Below are 22,070 nucleotides of genomic sequence, written 5' to 3' on the forward strand. Positions count from 1 at the left end.
CACCACCATATCACCCAGCGTAGGGGCAATCCCTTGTGGTTGCCCCATGATTGTTGATCCCTTGTTTTCAGGGTACCCACATGGGGTACATTCGATTGTTGTGGATTCAATGATTCAATGCACAATTTTCGTGAGCGAACCGAGTTTCAGCTTTTTATTAAGTTTTTCCGTAAAGTGGATAATCATTTTTCAAATCCCCCGCCGGGAGTCTATAGATGCGGTGGGTGAGCTTGTCGAACCCCCGATCATCTTGCATATAAATAGCGCTGAAAATCAATAAAAGTCTTCCGCATAGCATCCAGGCTGCCTAGTATTTCTTCTGCATCTGCCAGAGATTGATATTTCAATTCCAACAATCCCGGAAGTTTTTCTTGATCCAGCTCCTCCACACCTGTTTCAATATATTGATGAAGCACAAACTCCAAAAATTCCTTTTGGCTACTATCGAGTCCATTGAAAATTTTTGTTTGCGCCTGAGCCACACGCATTTCTCTGGTGATGGGTTTCAAAGCAAAAGCCACATATTCCAGAACATCAAACAAATCACTTTTTTCAGCATCAATCACTTTTTGTAAATTTACTAATTCATCTTTACCATATCCAACAGCCGAGAGCTTTTCCAGAAATGCTTTACGTGTCAGCGGACTTGACCAAATTTTCCGTAATTCCGCCTCATTTTTTATATACTCAGGTAATTTTCCATACAACATTTCCAAAAATTCTTCCGTTGAAATTGGTTTCCCCTCTGCACTCCAAAATAATGTCGCAATCATATGTTGAATTTCTCTTGTTTTCCCGTCACTTAATTTTATTTTTATCTTTTCATGTTGTTCCCTGTGATTCGTCAAATACTCGGGACTATCTTTTTCGTTGGTTGCATTTGGTCTTTTCGGATCTACGATTGTATAGTCCAAAGGATCTTCCGGTTCGCCATCCCACTCCGGATCAGAACAATGATGATAGGCATTCACAAAATCATAAATCGTAAAATAGTCTTTCCCGTCAAACAGACGCGTTCCCCGTCCAACAATTTGTTTGAACTCAATTATCGTATTCACCGACCGCAACAGTACAATATTCCGGATATTCCGGGCATCAACCCCGGTTGATAATTTTTGCGATGTTGTCAATATCGTCGGAATCGTTTTTTCATTATCCTGAAAATCCCTTAAATGCTGTTCACCCAATTCCCCGTCATTTGCAGTCACCCTTTGACAATACTGCGGATCACCACTTGGATTATATTGATTCACAAAATCACGAATCAGCGCAGCATGCGACTGGTTCGCACAAAAAATAATGGTTTTCTCATTCTGTTTAATTTCAGACAGAACAATCCTGACCCGTTCCCCTTCACGTTCTTTTATTTCAATAATTTTATTAAATTCAGGTTCCTGATAAATCTTGCCGGATTCAACTTCTCCTTCAATAACCGTGTCATCAGATGTATAGATGTATTCATCCATCGTTGTCTGAACGCGTTTTACTCTAAACGGTGTTAAAAAACCGTCATTGATCCCTTCCTTCAGCGAATAGATATACACCGGATCACCAAAATACTTATAGGTGTCCACATTATCCCGTCTTTTTGGCGTGGCTGTCAGACCCAGTTGAACAGCAGGTGAAAAATAATCCAGAATAGCCCGCCAGTTGCTTTCATCATTGGCACCGCCGCGATGGCACTCATCAACAATGATGAAATCAAAATAATCATCCGGATATTGACCGAAATATCCTTCGACGAAATCTGTAGATGTGGTGGGTGAGCTTGTCGAACCCCCGCTCATAAATGTCTGAAAAATAGTAAAAAAAATGCTGCCATTGGTAGGAACGCGTCCCTGTCTGCTGATTTCACTTGGTTTGATCCGGACCAACGCGTCTTCAGGAAATGCACTGAACGCGTTGAAGGCCTGATTCGCTAAAATATTTCTGTCTGCCAAAAACAATACGCGCGGTCGTCTTGATCCATCCCGCTTTAAATTCCAGCGTGTATGAAAAAGCTTCCACGCAATCTGAAAAGCAATAAAAGTCTTCCCGGTTCCGGTTGCCAGGGTCAAGAGAATACGATCTTTGCCGGCTGCTACTGCTTTCAATGCCTTATTAACAGCAATTTCCTGATAAAACCGGAGCGGTTTTGTCCCGCCAATATCCTCAAAAGGAATTTGATCGAACTTGTCTTCCCACTTATTTCCCACTTCAAAAACTCTGTTCCACAATTCATCTGGTGTGGGAAAACTATCTGCCAGGCCTTCTTCAGCAGTATCCATATTGATTTGATATATTTCTTTGCCATTGGCAGCATAGGTATAGCGCAAATGCAATTTATCCGCATAGTTTTTTGCCTGCGCGACACCTTCCCCAACTTCCAGTTCATCACTTTTGGCTTCAATCACCGCGAGCTTACGATTTTTATAAACCAGAATATAATCAGCAATAAGCGGCTTACGCGGCGCATTGTTGATATTGATCTTACCGACAGTAATATGAAATTCGCGCAGAACTTTTGTGCCTTCAACAACACCCCAGCCCTTTTCTTTTAATGCCGGGTCAATGAGTTCCGCCCTGGTCTCGGCTTCGTTCATAATTATCCTTCCAAACGTTTTATTTCCTTATCAAAATCGGAAATATAGTCTTTATCTTGCTTCTTACGGTAACTTTCATATTCCTGTTCAGCCTTGAGTTTGGCTTCCAAGGCACTTACTTTGCCATTATCTTTTAGAATGGGATAATTAGAAAGCTCTAAAAACTTATGTAAAAAAGAGGTCCATTCTTCCATTTTGGTTACTAATTGTTTCTCTGCCCTGGTTTCCGCCAAATCAAGATAAGCAGAAATAATACGATTTAATTCCCTGATATGCGCTTCACCAAGATAATTCTTGGCAACCATTGTATCTGACTTCAAAACCATACCATCAGGAGCTTGTTTCCAGTTGGTCAGTCCCATATAAATTTTCTCCGCATCAGCAGAGTCATAGATGATTTCAGCAGCTGTTTTTCCGGTAATAGCCCAATGCAATTTATTTTGTACTGTTGCAAAAAAATCTTTGGTAACAGGTGCATTATTATCATAATCTACTGAAAGCGCATAAATATCCGTAATTTTCTGGTAAAATCTGCGCTCACTTGCCCTGATTTCACGAATACGCTCTAAAAGCTCGTCAAAATAATCCCTGCCAGGCTGTTTACCACGCTTGAGCCGCTCATCATCCATGGCAAAACCCTTGATAATATATTCTTTCAGGACTTTGGTTGCCCAAATCCGGAACTGCGTTGCCTGATAGCTATTCACGCGGTATCCAACGGCAATAATGGCATCGAGATTATAATACTTAACTGGTTGTTTCTGAGTTTTTCCTTCAATGGCACCATGTTGAGTGGTATGTTCCAAAATGGAACTTACCACTTTCTCGTCCAATTCACCGCTTTCAAATATTTTTTTTAAGTGTTTTGTAATAGCCGGACGATTAACACCAAACAACTCACCCATCTTTTTTTGAGATAACCAGAAAGTCTCATCCTGATAAATAACCTCAATGTGAATCTTACCTTTGGGTGTTGAATATAAAATCATGTCAGATGTTGATTGGCCGTCGTGATTCATACCAGTTCTCCATTTATATCAACCGGTGAATATAAGTACCCTTTGCTATGCCAGCTTCTTCGGATTTCTTTTTCCTGAAAAATTGCTAAATTTTTAGACATGTTACTTATTCCTCCTGTGTATAGAATAATCACGCTATACACTTAGACCGATATTTTTCAATTTTCTTGTAAAAATTATAATTTAACCTTCAACAATGCAGAAAAAAATATTTTATTTTCCTATTGAAATCAAGTAACTGGCACCAGTAATTTTCTTTGCTTTGGAATATGGTAGTTTGTTGGAATGGGGTATTGATTTATTCATTTGACTTCCAACTTATCTATAAATATTTTATTACGCTGTTTTGCTCGTTCAAGTAATGTTGAATATTTTATTATTTCTGTATATAATGCTCCATCTTTTTTCCCGAATTTACCCTTCAATCGTTTATAAGGACGATAAAGATAGTTGAAATTAGACGCGAACAAAAAATCACTATCATTATCATTGACATCATCAACATCTATATTTTCACCTATCAAGTACCCATAAAAAGATATAAAGTTATGCTCTTTTTTCGAAAGATTATTAATTAGACTTGCATATCTATTTATCTGATTGATATGATCCGAAACATTAACTTCCGGTGATTTGAATTCTAATATAATACATTTACCTTCCGCAGGAAATAAAAGAATATCCGGCCTCTTCAAGTTTGCGTCGCCTTTCTGCTTTAAACGGTATGCCTCTTCTTCTTCTGTCAAATTATCTTTAAGTAATTTATTTTTATCAATAAAAACATCTTCTATTTTTTTATCTGACGTTCCTTGAAAATAAATAAATTCTTCATTTATTACCCACAAATCGCTTTTTTCTGGGTCATCGGTACTTTGTTGAAAAATAAGATTATGTAATAATTTTTCATCTACATTTCGCGCTTCTTTTTTCTGGTTTTCCATTTCACGGTTTAATATTTTGTCAAACAATTCAAGAACTAGTTTTCGGCGTGCTACATAACGTGTCAAAGACGTACGATTTTGCTGTGGTATTTCTTTAACAAGTTCTGAAATTATTTTATTGAAATTTTCTTCATAGTTTTTCTCGTCCAATGCAAGCGTATTAAGAGTATCCATTTGTTTCTTTATTTTCGCATCATTTTGGGCCGCTATTTCACTATCTGCTTTGTACACTTTTTTAAGTATATCAGCATCGGTATCATGCAAATCACACGTTATGGTATTTAATGTTGTATCATTCAGCAAGAACATTGATTTTAATTTATCTAGTTTTGCGTTTTGATCTTCCTTGTTTTTTCGTATCTCAGGATATACTGCTTCGATTTTTTTATTCGCTATATCTTCAATTGTTTCTGACAAAATTTCTTCTTTTTCAAATAAACTAGGATCGGCATATTTCTTCTTAAATTCCTTAGTAGTCGTAATATTAAAATCCCCTCTTGACGCGCCATCCGATTCATCAAAATATTTTCCAGATATAAAAAATAAATAGCGTTTATTTTCAATTGTATCCTTTTTGGCAAGACACGTTATTTCAATTTCTTTATTTTCAACGACTTCTGATTTAATTACTAATTTAATTGAATTTTCACTCAACTCATTTTTTTGAATTTCAATAGCATGCAATGTCAATGCTTCTGTTTTTTCACTATTTATAATTTCTTTCCCATCTGATGACATTTTCGAATAATTAATTACAATTTGTTCCTCTTTATTAAACTCTGGAATATCAGATGAAGTAATTGTTTGTGCCTCTTCTGATTTCAATTCACCATCAACATACTGCTCAATTTTTAGCAACGAAATATCATTCCGCCGAATACAAAACCATGGCAAATAATGTTTAAGCAAGGCCTCCTTCAGCTTATTTGTCGTTAGTTCATCATATTCTTTCTTCTCGGTTTCATTTAATAATTCTTTTAATTTAAGAATCGTTTTAGATTCGCTAGAATCGGCATCCTTTGTAGCAAACTGATAAATAATAGCATTATTTTTTAAATATTCCTCTGACTTGGATAGATAAAATTTCCGTTCTTTATATTTCCCATCATCATTTTTAAAAATACTATAATATTCTGATTTCCCGAAAAGATGTAGGAGCTGAACCCGTCCAGCTCCTCTGTTTTTCATCCCCTTCCGGTCATCACCCCAGGTTTTAAAACGTTTATAATTTTCATCAGTGAATCCGATACCATTATCTTCAATTTCAATATAATCAAATTCAAGCATGCCCCCAACCAGTATTTTTCGATGAAATAATCGAATAATAATCTTCGGAGTATCAACAGCTTCATTTTCACGAAATAATGATTCCAGAGAATTCGTAAACCCTTCATAAATGGGTTTGAATTTTGTTTCGGCTTTTTTAATACTCTTAATAGCCCTTTCATACCAAATATCCAAACCTTTAATAAAGCCTGTGTCTACCATTTTATAATCCCCCCTCAAATGCTTTTTGCAAAACCGACTGCTTTAATTCTTCAAGTCCGGATATTTTTTGTTGATAGATGGATTCAAGACGCTTGGTTTCGGCAGAGAGTGCGTTGAGCTTGGCAACGATGCGTTTTTGTTCAGTGAGAGACCGTGGGTAATAAATGATATATTCCTCGAGTTGATTTTTAGTAAGCGCTTGTCTGGTAGCGCCTGCTTTTTCACCTATAGTTAATAAACGATCTTTATGTACTTTTGATATTAATATGTACCACAATAATTTTGATTCCATTACACCTTGCTTCAATCTAATTATTGATACATGTTGATTCACTCTTGCCGGCAAAACATCATCAGGGACAATTGTGCAACGGCAAATAGAAGCACCTGTTATATTCAGAAGAACATCACCCGATTCAACTATAACATTTGAAAGTTTATCTGCTTGGGCTTGGTTAATAAATGCTAGTTTTTTATAGGCAAACCCATTATCATAAACATTTAAGCTCCGAATCAGTGATAGACCTTCCGCTTTGTATTCGTTTTTTCCACCACGAGGCGTAGCACCACTACCTATTTTGTTTGTTATCGTCTCAAGCTTTTTCTCTTCCCAATCTTTCCCCGGACTGGCAAAGATATTCTGCAAATAAGAATCAAACAATTCCTTGGCGTTTTTGAGATTTTTCTCAGCATTTTCTTTGGCTTTATCAATAGCAGTAAAAGCTTTGTCGAGGGTTTTTACGATGCGTTTTTGTTCGGGGAGCGGGGGGATGGGGATTGCGAGTGATTTAATAAAAGGAAGCTTCACTCCTTTTACTGTTGCCCCTGTTCCTTCTTCTTCAATTTTATATGAAATACTTTTAAACCATTGAAATAAGTATTTCGCAGATATTTTTTCTGCTGTTTTAGGTACAATCCCTCTTAAATCCTGGTTTATTGCGGTATCATTTTCTATCCAACATATTTTCCCCAAACCTACCCTAGTGGCAATAATTACATTCCCTTTCGGAATGATGTTCGTCGAGCTTTTTTTAATAGCTTCTCTTGTGATTTTGTGTTCAGTATCTTTAATGCACTCTAATTTCATATCTCGAACGGTAGCCCAAGGGATTTCACCATTATAAAATTTACTGTTAGCTTTGGATGGAGTGCCACCGCCAATAATATCACACACTTCCCCCAATCTCTTCTCTTCCCACCCCTTTTTCATACCAATTCCCTTATGCCTTTAAGAATCTCAGCGTTTTCTTTATCAAGGGCTTTTATCTCAGCTAATATCTCTTTAGGATTTCTTAAAACTGTTTCATCTTTCTTATTAGGGTTTTTGACTGAAAGGTCGCAGGTTTCTTCATTCACATCAGCGATGTTCACTGTCCATGAATTGTCTGAGTCTTTCCTGGCCTTTTGCAGTTTTACAAATTCTGCCAAATCCTTTTCATTGAGTGGGTTGGTTTTGCCCAGGTTGCGATCGAGATTGAGTTGATAGAACCAGGTCTTTTTTGTTTTTTTACCTTTCTCAAAAAAGAGCACCACTGTTTTGACGCCAGCACCGGTGAAGGTTCCTCCCGGCAAATCAAGTACTGTATGCAAATTACAGCTCTGGAGTAGTTCTTTGCGTAGTGAGATAGAGGCATTGTCTGTATTGGATAAAAAGGTGTTTTTGATAACCACACCAGCCCTGCCCCCGGCCTTTAGCTTTTTGATAAAATGCTGAAGAAAAAGAAAAGCTGTTTCCCCGGTTTTGATGGTGAAGTTCTGCTGGACTTCCTGCCGCTCTTTTCCACCAAATGGCGGATTGGCGAGAATGATATCAAAGCGGTCTTTTTCCTGTATATCCATGATATTTTCAGCCAGTGTATTGGTATGGACAATATTCGGCGCTTCTATGCCGTGGAGTATCATATTCATGATTCCAATAATATAAGCCAGTGACTTCTTTTCTTTTCCGTAAAAGGTGCTTTTTTGCAATGTTTTATTATCTTTGGTTGTCAATTTTTCGGTATTCTTCAAATATTCAAACGCTTCCACCAAAAAGCCTGCCGAACCAACTGCACCATCATAAATTTTATTCCCGATCTCAGGTGCCACGACTTTGACAATGGTTTTAATCAGCGGCCGAGGCGTGTAATATTCACCGCCATTGCGGCCGGCATTGCCCATATTTTTAATTTTATCTTCATAAAGATGGGACATCTCATGCTTTTCTTTGTGAGTTCTGAATTTTAGTTCATCAACCCGGTTGATCACTTCCCGCAGATTATAACCACTCTGGACACGATTTTTCAATTCACTGAATATCTCACCGATTTTGTATTCAATGGTATTCGGGCTTTCAGCACTGGTTTTGAACTTTTTCAAATAAGGAAAAAGTTTGTGATCCACAAAATCGCGCAAATCATCACCGGTCAGCGCTTTGTGATGATCAAGCTTGCCTTCTTTATTTTTTGGCGCTGCCCAAACTGCCCATTTAAATTTATTGTCTATTATTTGTGTATGATGGTGTCCTGATAAGGCTGCGGCTGCTTTCTTATCTTTTTCCAAATCATCCAGATATTTGAGGAACAATATCCATGAGGTCTGTTCCACATAATCCAGTTCACTGCTGCACCCGGCATCTTTGTGTAATATATCGTCTATATTTTTAAATACCTGTTCAAACATGAGTAACTTCCTTTAATTCGATATTTTTAAACCTAAATAATCCCTGGGCCGGGTTTTCTTATGCTTGAAATGCCACAAAAGAACATCGACAATCCGGGCTGCGGCCCGGCCGTCGCCGAAAGGACAACTGAGCTTGGCTTTCCCGCGCACTTTTTCCCGCAACCGGGCCGAGACTTCCCGGACAATCGTGTCCTCATCCAAAGCGATCAACCTGGCACCGGCTTTCAGCGCCTCAGGCCGCTCGGTTTTTTTACGCAGAATCAATGCCGGAACACCCAATGCCGGTGCTTCTTCCTGGATCCCGCCGGAATCAGTCAAAACCAATTCAGCATGGCGCAGGAAGTTGATAAACGCCGGATAGTCCATGGGAGTGATACGTTTTAAATTGGCAGGGGCTTTGCCCAGCAACTGATTAACGGTTTTGCGAACCATTGGATTGGGATGCACGGGAAAAACAAAAATCACGTCAGGGAAAAAATGTGCCAGTCTAAAAAGCGCTCTGCAAATTGCCTGCAGCGGTTTCCCGAAATTTTCCCGGCGGTGGGCGGTGACTAAAACAATACGTTTTAATGCCGGATCAAACCCCATCCCCTGACTGGTAAAATCGAAATCCGCTTGCAAGACTGAGCGCATGGCATCCACCACCGGATTGCCGGTAATAAAGATCTGCGATTTCGAAATACCCTCGGCGAGAAGATTTTCATAGCTGTTCCGGGTGGCTGCAAAATGCCATTGCGCCATTGTGGTCACCATACGGCGGTTAATCTCTTCGGGAAAAGGATTGCGCGGATCAAAGGTCCGCAATCCGGCCTCCACATGCCCGACCGGTATCTGGAGATAAAAGGCCGCCAATGCGGCGGACAGCGTGGTGGTGGTGTCTCCCTGCACCAGCACGGCATCCGGTTTTATTTTTTTAAACAGGGTTTCACATCCCACCAGCGCCTGGGCATTGAGCCCTGCCAGGGTCTGATTATGCCGCATGAGGTCCAAATCCACCTGGGGTGTGAGCGAAAAAGTCTCTAAAACCTGGTCCAGCATCTCACGGTGCTGGGCTGTGACCGTCACCGTCGTACGAAAAACATCCGGAACTGCTTGCAAGGCATGCACCACCGGTGCCATTTTAATGGCTTCAGGTCGCGTTCCAAAAACACAGGCAATGTGTTTTTTATGAGTAGCTTTCTTTATAGCCAAACGATCACCAAACCGATCACACAGAAAATAATAACAATCATATTAATAAATGCGACTGCCGAGGAATTGGTAAATCCCCGTTCCATCAATAAATGATGTAAATGCCGGTTATCCGCCTTGGAGATGGGTTCCCCCCGCTGCCAGCGCCGGATCACAACCTGGACTATATCAAAAATAGGCCAGCCCAATACCAACAGCACAAACAACGGCGTCCAGGCTGAGGCTGACCGGATTAAAATCAGCAAAGCGGAAAATGCCAAAGAAAATCCCAGCAGGTTTGAACCTGCATCACCTAAAAAAATCCTGGCGGGAAAATGATTGAATTTAAAAAATCCCGAGGCGCTGCCCGCTACCGCCGCACCAATCACAGCCGCGAGCAAATAGTGATGGCGTACCATCATGTCCCCGGTTTTTGTCATCAGAATCAGTGCGCCGCCGGCCAAAGCCAGTCCGGAGATCACCGCCTGACTGGAAGCCAACCCGTCTAATCCATCGATAAAATTAAATGCATTGGTAAAAAAAACCATCCAGAGAATGGAAAAAGCGACACCGACGCCGGGCCATACGATTGCCCGGGTATCCAGAAAAGGAATGACAATTTCAATAAAATGAAATCCAACCATGACCACCAGCGTCGCAGCAACAATTTGTGCCAGCAGCTTTACTTTGGGTGGAAGGGGAAAACGATCATCAATCAACCCGATGGTCAGCAACAATGCTCCGGCGGAAAAAAGAAACGGCATCCGGCTTCCAAAAAAGCCTTCCCGATAGGTTAACATAACCTCGCCGCCGGAAGTGACTTGCAAGGCAATCCAAATCGCGATAAAAAGCGAAAGAAAAATTGCCAGTCCGCCCCATAAGGGAATCAGACGGCGGTGCCGTTTACGGTTGCGGTCAGGTTTATCAATAACCTGCAATTGTTCCGCCAACCGGCGAACCGGCGGAGTCACAAGAAAAGAAAGGATACCGGCAATCAATAATGCCACAAGACTTGGGATCATTCAGGTCTCCCGGGATATACCCTGTAGAGACGTTGCAATGCAACGTCTCTACGATATTGCAACGTCTCTACGGTTATTTGGCTTTGAACCGCACCAGTTCAATCCCTGCCTCTTCCAGCATCTCAAGCGAAAGGGCATCAGGATAGGAGCCTTCATACTTGATCGTACGAATGCCTGCATTGATCAACATTTTGCTGCAGATAATACAAGGTTGGGTTGTGCAATAAAGTGTCGCGCCTTCAATCGATGTTCCATGAATCGCCGCCTGAATAATCGCGTTTTGTTCCCCATGCAATCCACGGCAAATCTCGTGCCGCTCCCCTGAAGGAATTTTTAATTTCTCGCGCAAACAGCCTGTTTCCCGGCAATGGCGCACACCGCGCGGCGGCCCATTGTAACCGGTCGCGATGATGTGCTTATCTTTGACCAAAATCGCGCCCACAGCACGGCGCAGGCAAGTCGCGCGTTTGGCAACGGTCTTTGTGATTTCCATAAAGTAATCATCCCAAGGAAGCCGTCCATCCTTTTCCGGTTGTCCGGTGATGACATCGCTCATGAGGCAACCTGTATCGGAAAGCGATTACACAGTTCCCTGACTTTTTCACGAATCGTTTTCAAATCTTCGGCATCGCCACTGCCGCGAACCACGTCGTCAATATACCCGGCGATCATTTGCATCTCAATTTCTTTCATGCCCTGCGATGTTATCGCCGGCACACCCAACCGTATCCCCGAGGTAACCCGTGGTCCCAAAGGATCATTAGGTATTCCGTTTTTATTGGCTACGATACCGGCATCTTCCAGTCGCTGGGCAACCTCGGCACCGGTCTTATTTTCTTTTCTCAAATCCACAAGGATCAGATGATTATCCGTACCGCCTGTGATCAATTGAAAACCGCGTTCCAGCATCGCTTCACTCAGGACTTTGGCATTGCTTATAATTTGTTTGGTATATACTTTAAATTCCGGTTGCAACGCTTCATGAAACGCAACTGCCTTGGCAGCCACGACATGCATCAAGGGTCCGCCTTGAATCCCGGGGAAAATACTGGCATCCACTTTCTTGGCATATGCCTGTTTGCAAAGAATAAATCCACCTCTGGGTCCGCGCAAGGTCTTATGGTTGGTCGATGTAATCACATCCGCATAGGCGACCGGGCTGGGATGAACACCGCCTGCCACCAAACCTGCGATGTGCGCAATGTCCACCAGCAAATAAGCTCCCACCTCATCACAAATATTCCGGAATGCGGCAAAATCAATCAGCCGCGGATAAGCGGATGCGCCGGCAATAATCAGCCGGGGCTTTATCTGCTTGGCTTGGCTGCGCAACGCATCATAATCAATCCGGTGGGTCTCCGGATGTACTTTATAAGAAAAACCCTGATAAATTTTTCCGGAAAAATTAAATTTTGCCCCATGGGTCAAGTGACCCCCGTCCGCCAAATCCATTCCCAACACCTTATCGCCGGGCTGTAATAATGCCATATACGCCGCCATATTGGCGGTCGACCCGGAGTGGGCCTGTACGTTGGCATGGTCGACTTGAAAAAGTTCTTTGACCCGGTCAATCGCCAATTGCTCCACTGCATCGGAAGGCCCGCAGCCTTGGTAATAACGCGCTTGAGGATAACCTTCTGCATATTTGTTGGTAAACAAACTTCCCTGGGCCTCCAAAACCGCCCGGGACGAAAAATTTTCCGATGCAATCATCTGGAGACGGGTGGTCTCCCGTTCAATTTCAGATGTCAGAACGGAAAAAACATCGGGATCAATTTCAGCTAGTGATTTCAATGGTTTAACCTCTTCAAGCGGATTGGGTTTCAATTTTTGCATAGCGATTCTCAATTTCTGTAATTTTGTCCAGACGACGCTGATGGCGGTCACCGGAAAACCGTGCTTTGAGCCAGGCTTGGGTCATGGCCAACGCCATATCCTTACCAAACACCCGTCCCGGCAGGACAAGGATATTGGCATTGTTGTGCTCCCGGGCATATTGTGCAACATAGGTATTGTACGCCAGTGCGGCCCGGATGCCGGGGACCTTGTTTGCGGCAATTGACATTCCGATACCGGTACCGCAGATTAGAATACCCAATGCCGCAGCATCCTTGGCCACGCGTTCGGAAACCTTCACGCCAACATCCGGATAATCACAGGATTCTTCCGTAGATGTGCCAAAATCCTCAACTTGCTCACCGACAGCCAGCAAAAGTTTTTTCAGCTTTTCTTTCAGCTCATAACCGGCATGATCACTTCCTATAATCAACGTCATTATTCACCCTCCGTTTTTGTATTCCAATTATTTAAATTTCCCCAATAGCGTCGTCTTGGCCGACAAAATCAATTCTTCAATTTGCCGGGCAATTTCCCGGTACTGGTCCGGTGTCCCGCCAATCGGGTCCGCCACATCCAAACCCCCGGTTCCGTGTGCCAGTTCACCCAATGTCATAATCTTTTGCTTGTATTCCGGAAAATGTTCCCGCAACCAAGCGGCATGCTGCCGGGTCATGGCAATCACCTGACAGGCCTCTGCCATGAACTCACGGCTAATCATACGCGCCGTATGTCTGCTTATATCCGCACCCCGCTCAGACGCTGCGGCGACTGCCTCAGGTGTTGCCGGTGCACCGGAAAAAACCTGGATTCCTGCAGAGATAATACAAAAATCCGGGAATTGTTGAAAGTGTTTTTTCAGAAATCCTTCCGCCATCGGACTTCGGCAGGTGTTGCCTGTACAAACTGCGATAATTGTCCGGGGTTGCGTCATATCAGGTTTTCAGGGATTTCACACTATAGACTAAAATTTTCTCCTTTTTACCTTTGACCGCAATCGGAGATAGTTTGTCAGCAACAATCTCATCCTGTACCAATAAATACGTTGCTTCCGAGATCAAAACACTGCCGCCTTCGGCAACAGATTCCAACCGGGCCGCCATATTGACCGCATCACCAATCACGGTATAATCCATTTTCTGTGAAGAACCCATATTACCCGAAACCACATCACCGGTATTAATCCCGATGCCGACTGTGACGGTTTTTTCCCCGGCCATTTTTCTGGCTTGGTTCAACTCCTGAACAGCATGCTGAATTTCCAGACCGCTTTTTACCGCCCGCAAGGCATCACCTTTTTTTGCAAGTGGAATACCGAAAACCGCCATCACGCAATCACCGATAAATTTATCCAGCATCCCGCCGTATCTCAATAAAATTTCGGTCTGTACCGAGAGATAGACATTGATGACCGAAACAACATCTTCCGGTTCCATGGTTTCCGACATGGAAGTAAACCCGCGAATATCGGAAAAAAACATAGTTGCATTTTTACGCGCACCACCCAGCGCCAGACTCCCCGGATCTTTGATGACCTCTTCCATCACCTGACTGGAAACATAGGTTGAAAAAGCGCCTTTAATAACTTCCTTCTCACGCAAGGAGGCCGCCATCTCATTGAAGGCCGATGTCAAATCCCCCAGCTCGTCTTTACGCGTCACCTTAATTTCCTGATTCAGATCACCCTCCGCAATCGCGAGCACACCACCCACCAAAATCTTGACCGGCCGGGTCAAATACTGCGCCAAAATAATCGCAACCATAGCGCCCAAGCAGAGGATAAAAACCGATGCGATTCCCAGTTTCACGGCAGCCTGCCTCACCGTCAAGTCAACCAGCTTTCGAGACATGCCGAGATGCACCACACCGATCTGCTTATCCCCCACCAACGGTTTTCTCACAATAACCGGGACCGCAATATCAAAAAGTTTTTCACCGTTTTCAGCCTGGTAAGCTTGTACCAGAATGGATTGGCCATTATAAGGGGCCACACCCTTAGGCGGCACATATTTTTTCTGAAACATTTTGATATCATTGTGAGCAATAATCATACCGTCTTTATTGACAATAAAAGCCGCCACCACACCGGCATTGCTGATGAGCTCCTCATACGTTTTCGGATGATTGCCCAGCACATCATGAACCAGCGAATCCAGTGTCGCCTGCAAATCAATTTCATTATATTCTTTGCTGCCGGTCTCCGGCATAATCTCGTGCACCAATGCGGCACAATTCAATTCATCCAGTACAGTCTCACCGGCCGAAGACGCCAGACTCCCGGCAATGGTTGCTCCGCGTTTCACCACCTCGTCCTGCAACGATTTCTGCTGCTGCCGGTATGTCAGCCAGGTTGTCATAGCCATAATTGTTACAATCGTTAAAATTACAAAAAAAGTAAACTGAATCATCAAAGGAATCCGAATACCTTTTTTAGAAGCTTTTTTAGCTTGAAGTAATTTGTCTTCCTCTTTTACCACTTGCTCAATCTCCCCTATTGTTTACTTAAAGATTCAACGAAAGCTTCCACAACCTCAGGATCGAATTGGGTCCCCGCGCCTTTTTTTATTTCTTCAACCGCCTGCTCGTGGCTGATCGCCTCGCGATGTTTTTGCGCCGAAGTCATTGCGTCATAAGCATCTGCGGCAGCAAGAATTCTCGCGCCCAGCGGGATGTCCTTGCCCTTAATGCCGGTCGGATAACCGGTGCCGTCAAACCGTTCATGATGGTGCAATACCAATGAAACGGTCCCCCGAAGTGCCTGAACTTGATCCAGAATTTCAGCGCCCGCTTGAGGATGATGTTTTAATTTGTCGTATTCTTCATTACTCAGCTTTCCGGTATTGTCCAAAATAACATCCGGCACCGCGATATGTCCCAAATTTTGGACCTGCGCCGCCAAACGGATATTCTCGACCTCTTCCGGCGGCAGATTAATCAATTGCGCACAATTAGCCGCCAGCTCGGCGACCCTTTGGTCATGACCACCGGCAAAGGGATCCCGCGACTCCAATGCCTTGGCCATGGCTCGCAACATGCCAATATACATTTCTTTCAAACGATCCGTCATTTCATTAAACGACTGTCCTAAAATCGCCAGTTCATCTTGCCCTTTAAGATTAATTTTATAGTTCAGGTTGCCTTCCCCAATCGCCTTGGCACCCCGAACAAGTTCCCCAAAAGGTTTTAGCATGAAATTAACGACAAAAATCGCAATAATCACACCAATGATCAGCAACCCGGCAGCAATGGAAAGTGATTCCCGAAAAGCCTGCATCACATATTTATCAATGGATTTTTGAGACATCGCGATATGAACAGCGCCAATACGCACACCGTTGCGCAAATTAATGGGAATCGCCAGGTCAATAACGGACTCTTTTTTATCATTCCGATAGGGTTGAATCAAAATCTCCTCATTGGTCAAAGGTCTAACCCCGGGAGGTTCCAAATAGGATTTACCTATCATTTCAATATTGCTATGTGCCAAAACCCGGCTTTTTTCATCAAGAATCATGGCATAGACAATACCTTCATTTTTCATGGTGCTGCTGACAAACGTGGCTAAAGAAAGATTATCCTTGCTGATAAGAGAATCCGTGCTGATAATACCTAAATTTCTTGCAATGGTGGCGCCCCGGCGGGTCATTTCCCGCATAAGAACATCGCGTTCCTGTTGTGTAAAAAAGTAGGAGGACCCAAAAACGGTAACAGTGACCAACAAAACGGTCATTATAATGAACTTTAATTTTAACCCCGCCCGCATTCGTGCTCCTTTTATTGCAAAAAATAACTGGATTTTTAAAATAAAAAAAAATTGAACGCCTAAATAACCGTTTTTTCAACGCTTTATTAATGAGGGTCAGTTTATCAATTAAAATTAGGCGTTGTCAAGCAAAAACCCGGACATGCTCTGCCTCTGATAATATATAAGAAAATCCTTTAAACTTTTAACAAAATCATTTAAAATTTAGGTAAAATTGCCGAAGAGGAACCTAGCGGCCTGGATGTTTTAGGATCATGGCCATAATACTAATTGCGGAGCGCAAACAACTAAAAAAATGACAAAATTCCTCACTTTACGACAACCCTTGACGCCCTACTGCTTACTTGCCTTGACTGCCATCGGCTTGCTTTTTTCCGGTTGCAAACCGGGTGCGCCTGTTGGCAACAATACGTTGACTGCCGTACCCACCCCGCTACCCTTTGTCGATACAATCCTTTTTACATCCGGCGGGTATTGCTTCCAGACCACACTGGCAGGCGACAGCTATGAGAAAATTCCTGCTATGGGTAAAAATGTTTGGTTTCCTGCCGTATCGCCTGCACAGCAGCAGGTTGCTTTTTGGTCCACCGCATCCGGCTTCAACGAAATCTGGCTTTATACGCTGCAAGAAAAACAGGCGAAGCAGCTTACTTTCTTCAATGAAAAAACAACCCAAGCAGATCTGCCCAATTACTCGATTCACAATGCACCGACTTGGTCGGCTGACAGTACACAAATTATTTTCTCTTACCTCGGAAAAATATGGAAAATCGATACTTCCGGGTTTAATTTAGAAACCCTGATTGCCGAAGGTGCCAACTATTCCCCAACCCTTTCGCCTGACGGGACCCTGCTCGCTTTTATTGCCAAACAAAACCAGAGCCGGTCACTTTTCATCCGAATGCTGGCAACCGGGGATGAATGGGAGGTAACCAAATTCCCTTCCACCCATCAGGTGGATAGTCCGGCTTGGTCTCCCCATGGCATGTACCTGGCTTTTACGGTTTCCCTTTTTGAAAAAGTTAATGTCTGGTCTGTTCGTAAAGACGGTGCTGAATTAACCCGACTCACACGCGATGGTCTGAGCAACTCTCCCGCATGGTCACCGGACGGAGACAAACTCGCATTTTCTTCCGGCCGTCAAGACCCCTATCACTGGCAACTATGGGCCATGAACCAGGACGGGACCGGACAATTTTCCATAACCAGCAAAGGTGGTTTTTCCCCGGTCTGGCTCAGACGTGCGCGGAATGATTTCATCCCCATCAGCACAGCCGCCCTGCCAACTGCCCTACCAACACCTGAAAAGCACCCAACACCCGTGCCACCGCCAACAGAAATTCCCGCCGCCAAAAAACCCACCCTGGCGCCGACGCCACGCCCAACCAGCAAGCCGACACCGGAGCCAACCCAGGCCTTGAAACCGGAGCCGGAAGCAGATTATGAAGTGGTTGAGCTCATTGAAGTGGAAGAAGGCCAAGCGCCCCCGGTCAGCGAAGATGAAGATTATGAATATGTCATGGTGGATGAAGACGAATACGCCAAATATGAAGAATATGCCGATGCGGATGAAGCTATTCTGCCTGAAAAGGCGTTAGCAGAAACAGACGGCACTCTCGATGAAAATAAAATAATCTTTACGCCACAGATTGAATTCTATTTTGCCAAAGACATGATCAAACCCGTCTCCTTGCCTGCATTACATACTCTGGCAAAAAAATTATCAAACTACCCTGAAGCCTCGCTGGTGGTCAAAGGTTATATGCGCGGCTCCGGTTTGTTCAAAAAAACACTACCGATTCTTAAAACACTCGCCCGTGCGCGCGCCAATAGTATCCTGCGCCATTTGATTGTTAATGAAAAAATCCCGCAGATCAATGTCAATGCCCTGGGAGAAGGCGACCCGCTTCCGAATATTGGTCACACTGAAAACAAAGCCATCCTGATTATTGAAGTACGGTAATTTCCCTGATTTAATTTTCCAAAAAACAAAATAGCTTTTCCCGGATGAATGGATACCGTTTTGGTTTTATACGGATTGTATTTCACCAATTGGTGGGCATTGCCTTGCGGGCTTTTTCCTTTTTTTCGCAACGGTTTTTCAGCTGCGTCAGTGGAGGATATACTTTCTCCGCCGCCTTGATCGCAGCACGATATTTTTTTTGTTTCATCAATGACTTAATGCGGGATAATTCCTGTTTGTGCTTCCGCATATTTCCAGGAAAATATTTTTCCCCATTGAGTTTATCAATATCCAGCATAAGTTTCACTACCCGGCCATACGCCCCACGGGCACGTTTTTTCATTTTCCGAATCTGCTCACTGTCGGCTGTCGTCTTCGGACTGACGGCTTTCTTCCCGGCTTTAACCGGTATTTTAGCCGTCTGCTTTTTTCCCGATGATACCGGTGCCTTGGCAAGCGATTTCCTGGCTATTTTCTTTTTTCGTGCCTTGGCCCGTTCCAGCCGCGTTGCACGCAAAGCCAGTCCGCCCAATTCTTTGCTGATTGCCTGAGCCAATATAATCGTTTTTTCATTCCGCTTCCGTTTGAGCTTCCGGCCTGCTTCCGTCAACTGTTTGGTCAGACGGGCAATAACTTCGGAAAAATTCTTCATGATTTTGGTATTCTTTTTAGCGGCCGTTAAATCATTGGACGCAGCCCGAAAAACACGAACAGCCTTTTCTCTGGTCAACGCCTGTGCCTCAAGTTTCGCTTGTTTTTCTTTTTTCTTTTGGAGTTGCTGTTGGCGCTTGGACATTTGCCGGATCTTATTTTCAACGTTTTCCAACAATGCAGGGACTTGATCTTTTTCAGGGCTTAACTTCATCGCTTTCCTATAAGCGACTGCTGCATTCAAATAGCTTTCATTTGCTTCAAAAGCCAACCCGCGTTCGATGTAGTAACGAGATTCCGAATCGCGTTTCATGTCTTCCCGAAGTCCCTGAATATCCGCCGCCAGCTCCTCATCCTCGGAAAATATCTCTGCCGCTTCTTCCCAAAAAACGAGCGCTTTTTCTCTTTCGCCCTCTTCCTGCGCTTTTTTCCCTTTCCGGATCAGTTCCTCGGCCCGGCGCTCGGTACCATCTTCAAAACCGGAACCGAACAATACCGAAATATTAAACTGGTGGGTTGCGCCACCTGCCAGCGATCCTATCGGCACCACAAAAGCATAATCAAGTTGACCAGTCCATACAATCTGCTCAAAACGAAAAGACAACCCGGCTGACAGTTCGCTCATATCCTGATCCCCGATGCCGATGCCGGCACGGGTTCCCAGCAGGCCATCAAACCACCACGCTTCGCCGCCGCCGGAAATCCGGTAGTGGGACTCTTTGAGCATGCATTCCAGAGTCCCAAGATACTGTTCATATTGATACGCGCCGCCAAAGCGCAGGGTCACAGGTACGATGACATCGGTGTCCCCCAATGCCATATTGGGTTGGTTGAGATTCGCAATCGAGAAGCCCAAATTAAAATCATCACTAAGATAAACCAAGCCGCCCAAATCAATACCAACGCCTTGCGAAGACGACCCGTTGTCAAACAGCGGGTTTCCCGTCACCGCATCAGAATCCAGAAAATCCTGAAAAAACAGTTTCAAAGCCCCCCCGATTAAATAATTACTCTCATCACCCAGGGGCAAGCCGTAACCAAGTGAAACAATATTTTCCTGATACAAACCCGCCAGACGACGCTGATACCATAAGACCCCCAAGGTACCGGCTTCACTCAGCGGTTGTAAATACGCAATCCGGTTATCCGTCAGAGACCCATCATCCAAGCCGGACAGCAAGCTGACATAATTAAATGCAACCACTGACGTATAAACTTGACCCAATCCTGCCGGGTTATAAATCATCGTATCAGCATCATCGGCCACTGCACAAAAAGCCCCGCCCAACCCGGCAGGACGAGTACCCGGACGTTCAAGATCAAAAACCGTCCAAGCCTGTGTGACAACCCCGAATACTGCGACCATCATGACGATTGCTGTAAAATAAGTCTTCCTCATCTTTAGCGCACCAATACAACCGCGCCGCGAAAAGCGCTGTCGCCTGCTTTAATTTGATAAATATAGATTCCTGACGGCAATGCATTGCCGCTTTCATCCTTGCCATCCCATTGAACCCGATACCCAAAAAGCGTCTGCTGCGGCACAAGCTCAATCTGTTTTCTGCCATGGATCGTATACAGACCCACCGTGATATCCGAGGACGGTAATTGTGAACGAAAGGTAATCATTAATTCCCGGTTGATGGTGCTGTCCGGTGTAAATGTCTTGGAGACAACACTGACCTCGCCTAAATTTGCAGTATAGTCATCCGTCTCGGGTGAATGAGTTGATGTCGGCGATGGCGTTCCGGTGTTGGTGGCACTCACGACCGGACTGGGTGTTGCTGTCGCCGAAGGTAATCCCGGCACGGCCGTCTCGGTAATTGTCGGTGTACTTGTATTGGTTGATAGCGGCTCGGGTGTATCTATTTCAGTTGGCGTCACTGTATAGGTTGCGGTATCACCTGGCGTAGGTGTGGGTGTGACCGTCGGTGAAACGGTTATTGTTTCTGAAACCGTGGGACTCGGTGTAAAAGTCGGTGTATCACCGATCGTCGGCGTCGGCGATACGGTCGCTGTCTCAGTAATGGTCGGCGTTGATGTGGCGGTTTCTGAAATCGTTAAGCTTGGTGTTACTGTCGCTGTCTCGGTGCCGGTCAATGTCACTGTATAAGTCGGCGATTCTGTAGGTGACTCTACCGGCGTAGCGGTCAAGGTTTGTGTGCCCGTCTCCGTCACGGTCGGAGTGATGGTGTAGGTTGCTGATTCGGTCAAGGTGGGTGATTCGGTCGGCGTTAATGTATCAGTTGGAGTAATCGTATGCGTCGCTGATTCGGTCAAGGTGGGTGATTCGGTCGGCGTTAATGTATCAGTTGGAGTAATCGTATGCGTCGCTGATTCGGTCAAGGTGGGTGATTCGGTCGGCGTTAATGTATCAGTTGGAGTAATCGTATGCGTCGCTGATTCGGTCAAGGTGGGTGATTCGGTCGGCGTTAATGTATCAGTTGGAGTAATCGTATGCGTCGCTGATTCGGTCAAGGTGGGTGATTCGGTCGGCGTTAATGTATCAGTTGGAGTAATCGTATGCGTCGCTGATTCGGTCAAGGTGGGTGTAAACGTCGGTGTCGCAGCAATGACCGGACTTGCCGATAAAAGCACTAGCGATAAAATTGCAATGACTAAATATTCATATCTGGATAAACGCATATTTCCACCTGTTTATAATTGTAAATATTTATTTTATATTTTTTTTCCTTAAATTTCAATGTTTTTTACATTTGCACAAAATATTAGTAGGGGCACATCCGGCATCCGCCCCGCATTCACCGGGCAGGTCGAACAGGCATAGGTCCGCGCAGCCTGGTACAAAATGATAAAAAAAGGGCGGACACATATGTGTCCGCCCCTACCATCCGTGCCATGCACCCTACGTGGTGCGGGTCTGTTGATTCGTAGGGAATGGTCGCGACCATTCCCTACTTACTAACGTGACTAATGTCACCAAGTCCTTCCGTGGCTTTTTGAGCAGCGTATC

The 22,070-nt window shown here is 44.1% G+C and carries 16 protein-coding genes; 1 reads left to right on the forward strand and 15 read right to left on the reverse strand.

The features are described from left to right. Positions 1-245: 245 nt before the first annotated feature. The 13 genes from K8S19_10690 to K8S19_10750 all read right to left on the reverse strand — a co-directional run bounded on the left by K8S19_10690 (position 246) and on the right by K8S19_10750 (position 16,482). A complete protein-coding gene (locus K8S19_10690; GenBank protein ID MCD4814144.1) occupies positions 246-2,582 on the reverse strand; it encodes a DEAD/DEAH box helicase family protein in 2,337 nt (778 codons plus the stop codon). 2 nt (positions 2,583-2,584) lie between these two features. After that, on the reverse strand, positions 2,585-3,601 hold the full coding sequence (locus tag K8S19_10695; protein ID MCD4814145.1) for a virulence RhuM family protein: 1,017 nt from the start codon (positions 3,599-3,601) through the stop codon (positions 2,585-2,587). Between the two features lie 302 nt (positions 3,602-3,903). Further along, the gene (locus K8S19_10700; protein MCD4814146.1) at positions 3,904-6,030 is read right to left on the reverse strand and encodes an ATP-binding protein; all 2,127 of its coding nucleotides are present in this window, start codon (positions 6,028-6,030) and stop codon (positions 3,904-3,906) included. A 1-nt stretch (position 6,031) separates the two neighbouring features. Next, on the reverse strand, positions 6,032-6,838 hold the full coding sequence (locus K8S19_10705; protein MCD4814147.1) for a restriction endonuclease subunit S: 807 nt from the start codon (positions 6,836-6,838) through the stop codon (positions 6,032-6,034). A 398-nt stretch (positions 6,839-7,236) separates the two neighbouring features. Then, complete coding sequence (locus K8S19_10710) at positions 7,237-8,691, reverse strand: type I restriction-modification system subunit M (GenBank protein ID MCD4814148.1); 1,455 nt, start codon at positions 8,689-8,691, stop codon at positions 7,237-7,239. A gap of 12 nt (positions 8,692-8,703) precedes the next feature. Continuing rightward, positions 8,704-9,810 carry a UDP-N-acetylglucosamine 2-epimerase (non-hydrolyzing) gene (gene wecB, locus K8S19_10715; protein MCD4814149.1) on the reverse strand — a complete coding sequence of 369 codons (1,107 nt, stop codon included), beginning with the start codon at positions 9,808-9,810 and terminating at the stop codon, positions 8,704-8,706. A 62-nt stretch (positions 9,811-9,872) separates the two neighbouring features. After that, positions 9,873-10,883, reverse strand: coding sequence for an undecaprenyl/decaprenyl-phosphate alpha-N-acetylglucosaminyl 1-phosphate transferase (locus K8S19_10720; protein ID MCD4814150.1), 1,011 nt, complete (start codon positions 10,881-10,883; stop codon positions 9,873-9,875). 73 nt (positions 10,884-10,956) lie between these two features. Continuing rightward, positions 10,957-11,439 (reverse strand): cytidine/deoxycytidylate deaminase family protein, encoded by a 483-nt coding sequence (locus K8S19_10725; GenBank protein MCD4814151.1) that lies wholly within the window; start codon positions 11,437-11,439, stop codon positions 10,957-10,959. After that, complete coding sequence (locus K8S19_10730; GenBank protein MCD4814152.1) at positions 11,436-12,719, reverse strand: serine hydroxymethyltransferase; 1,284 nt, start codon at positions 12,717-12,719, stop codon at positions 11,436-11,438. The genes K8S19_10725 and K8S19_10730 overlap by 4 nt, the downstream gene beginning before the upstream one ends. Then, positions 12,691-13,158, reverse strand: a complete 468-nt coding sequence (rpiB, locus tag K8S19_10735) for a ribose 5-phosphate isomerase B (protein ID MCD4814153.1) — start codon at positions 13,156-13,158, stop codon at positions 12,691-12,693. Before rpiB ends, K8S19_10730 begins: the two co-directional genes overlap by 29 nt. Before the next feature lie 27 nt (positions 13,159-13,185). Next, complete coding sequence (locus K8S19_10740; GenBank protein ID MCD4814154.1) at positions 13,186-13,596, reverse strand: hypothetical protein; 411 nt, start codon at positions 13,594-13,596, stop codon at positions 13,186-13,188. Positions 13,597-13,654: 58 nt separating this feature from the next. After that, positions 13,655-15,196, reverse strand: a complete 1,542-nt coding sequence (locus tag K8S19_10745) for a HAMP domain-containing protein (GenBank protein MCD4814155.1) — start codon at positions 15,194-15,196, stop codon at positions 13,655-13,657. A gap of 14 nt (positions 15,197-15,210) precedes the next feature. Beyond that, on the reverse strand, positions 15,211-16,482 hold the full coding sequence (locus K8S19_10750) for a HAMP domain-containing protein (protein MCD4814156.1): 1,272 nt from the start codon (positions 16,480-16,482) through the stop codon (positions 15,211-15,213). Positions 16,483-16,777: 295 nt separating this feature from the next. Between K8S19_10750 and K8S19_10755 the strand changes: the two genes are divergently transcribed. Next, positions 16,778-18,445 carry a hypothetical protein gene (locus tag K8S19_10755; GenBank protein ID MCD4814157.1) on the forward strand — a complete coding sequence of 556 codons (1,668 nt, stop codon included), beginning with the start codon at positions 16,778-16,780 and terminating at the stop codon, positions 18,443-18,445. Between the two features lie 82 nt (positions 18,446-18,527). Here K8S19_10755 and K8S19_10760 read toward each other — a convergent pair whose 3' ends face one another. Together K8S19_10760 and K8S19_10765 are read right to left on the reverse strand one after the other, a co-directional pair. Further along, positions 18,528-20,495, reverse strand: coding sequence for a type IX secretion system membrane protein PorP/SprF (locus K8S19_10760; GenBank protein MCD4814158.1), 1,968 nt, complete (start codon positions 20,493-20,495; stop codon positions 18,528-18,530). Between the two features lie 2 nt (positions 20,496-20,497). Next, on the reverse strand, positions 20,498-21,742 hold the full coding sequence (locus K8S19_10765; GenBank protein MCD4814159.1) for a hypothetical protein: 1,245 nt from the start codon (positions 21,740-21,742) through the stop codon (positions 20,498-20,500). Between the last annotated feature and the right edge of the window lie 328 nt (positions 21,743-22,070).

Source organism: bacterium, assembly GCA_021108215.1.
GTDB lineage: Bacteria > Oederibacteriota > JAAXVQ01 > JAAXVQ01 > JAUVAV01 > JAIORK01.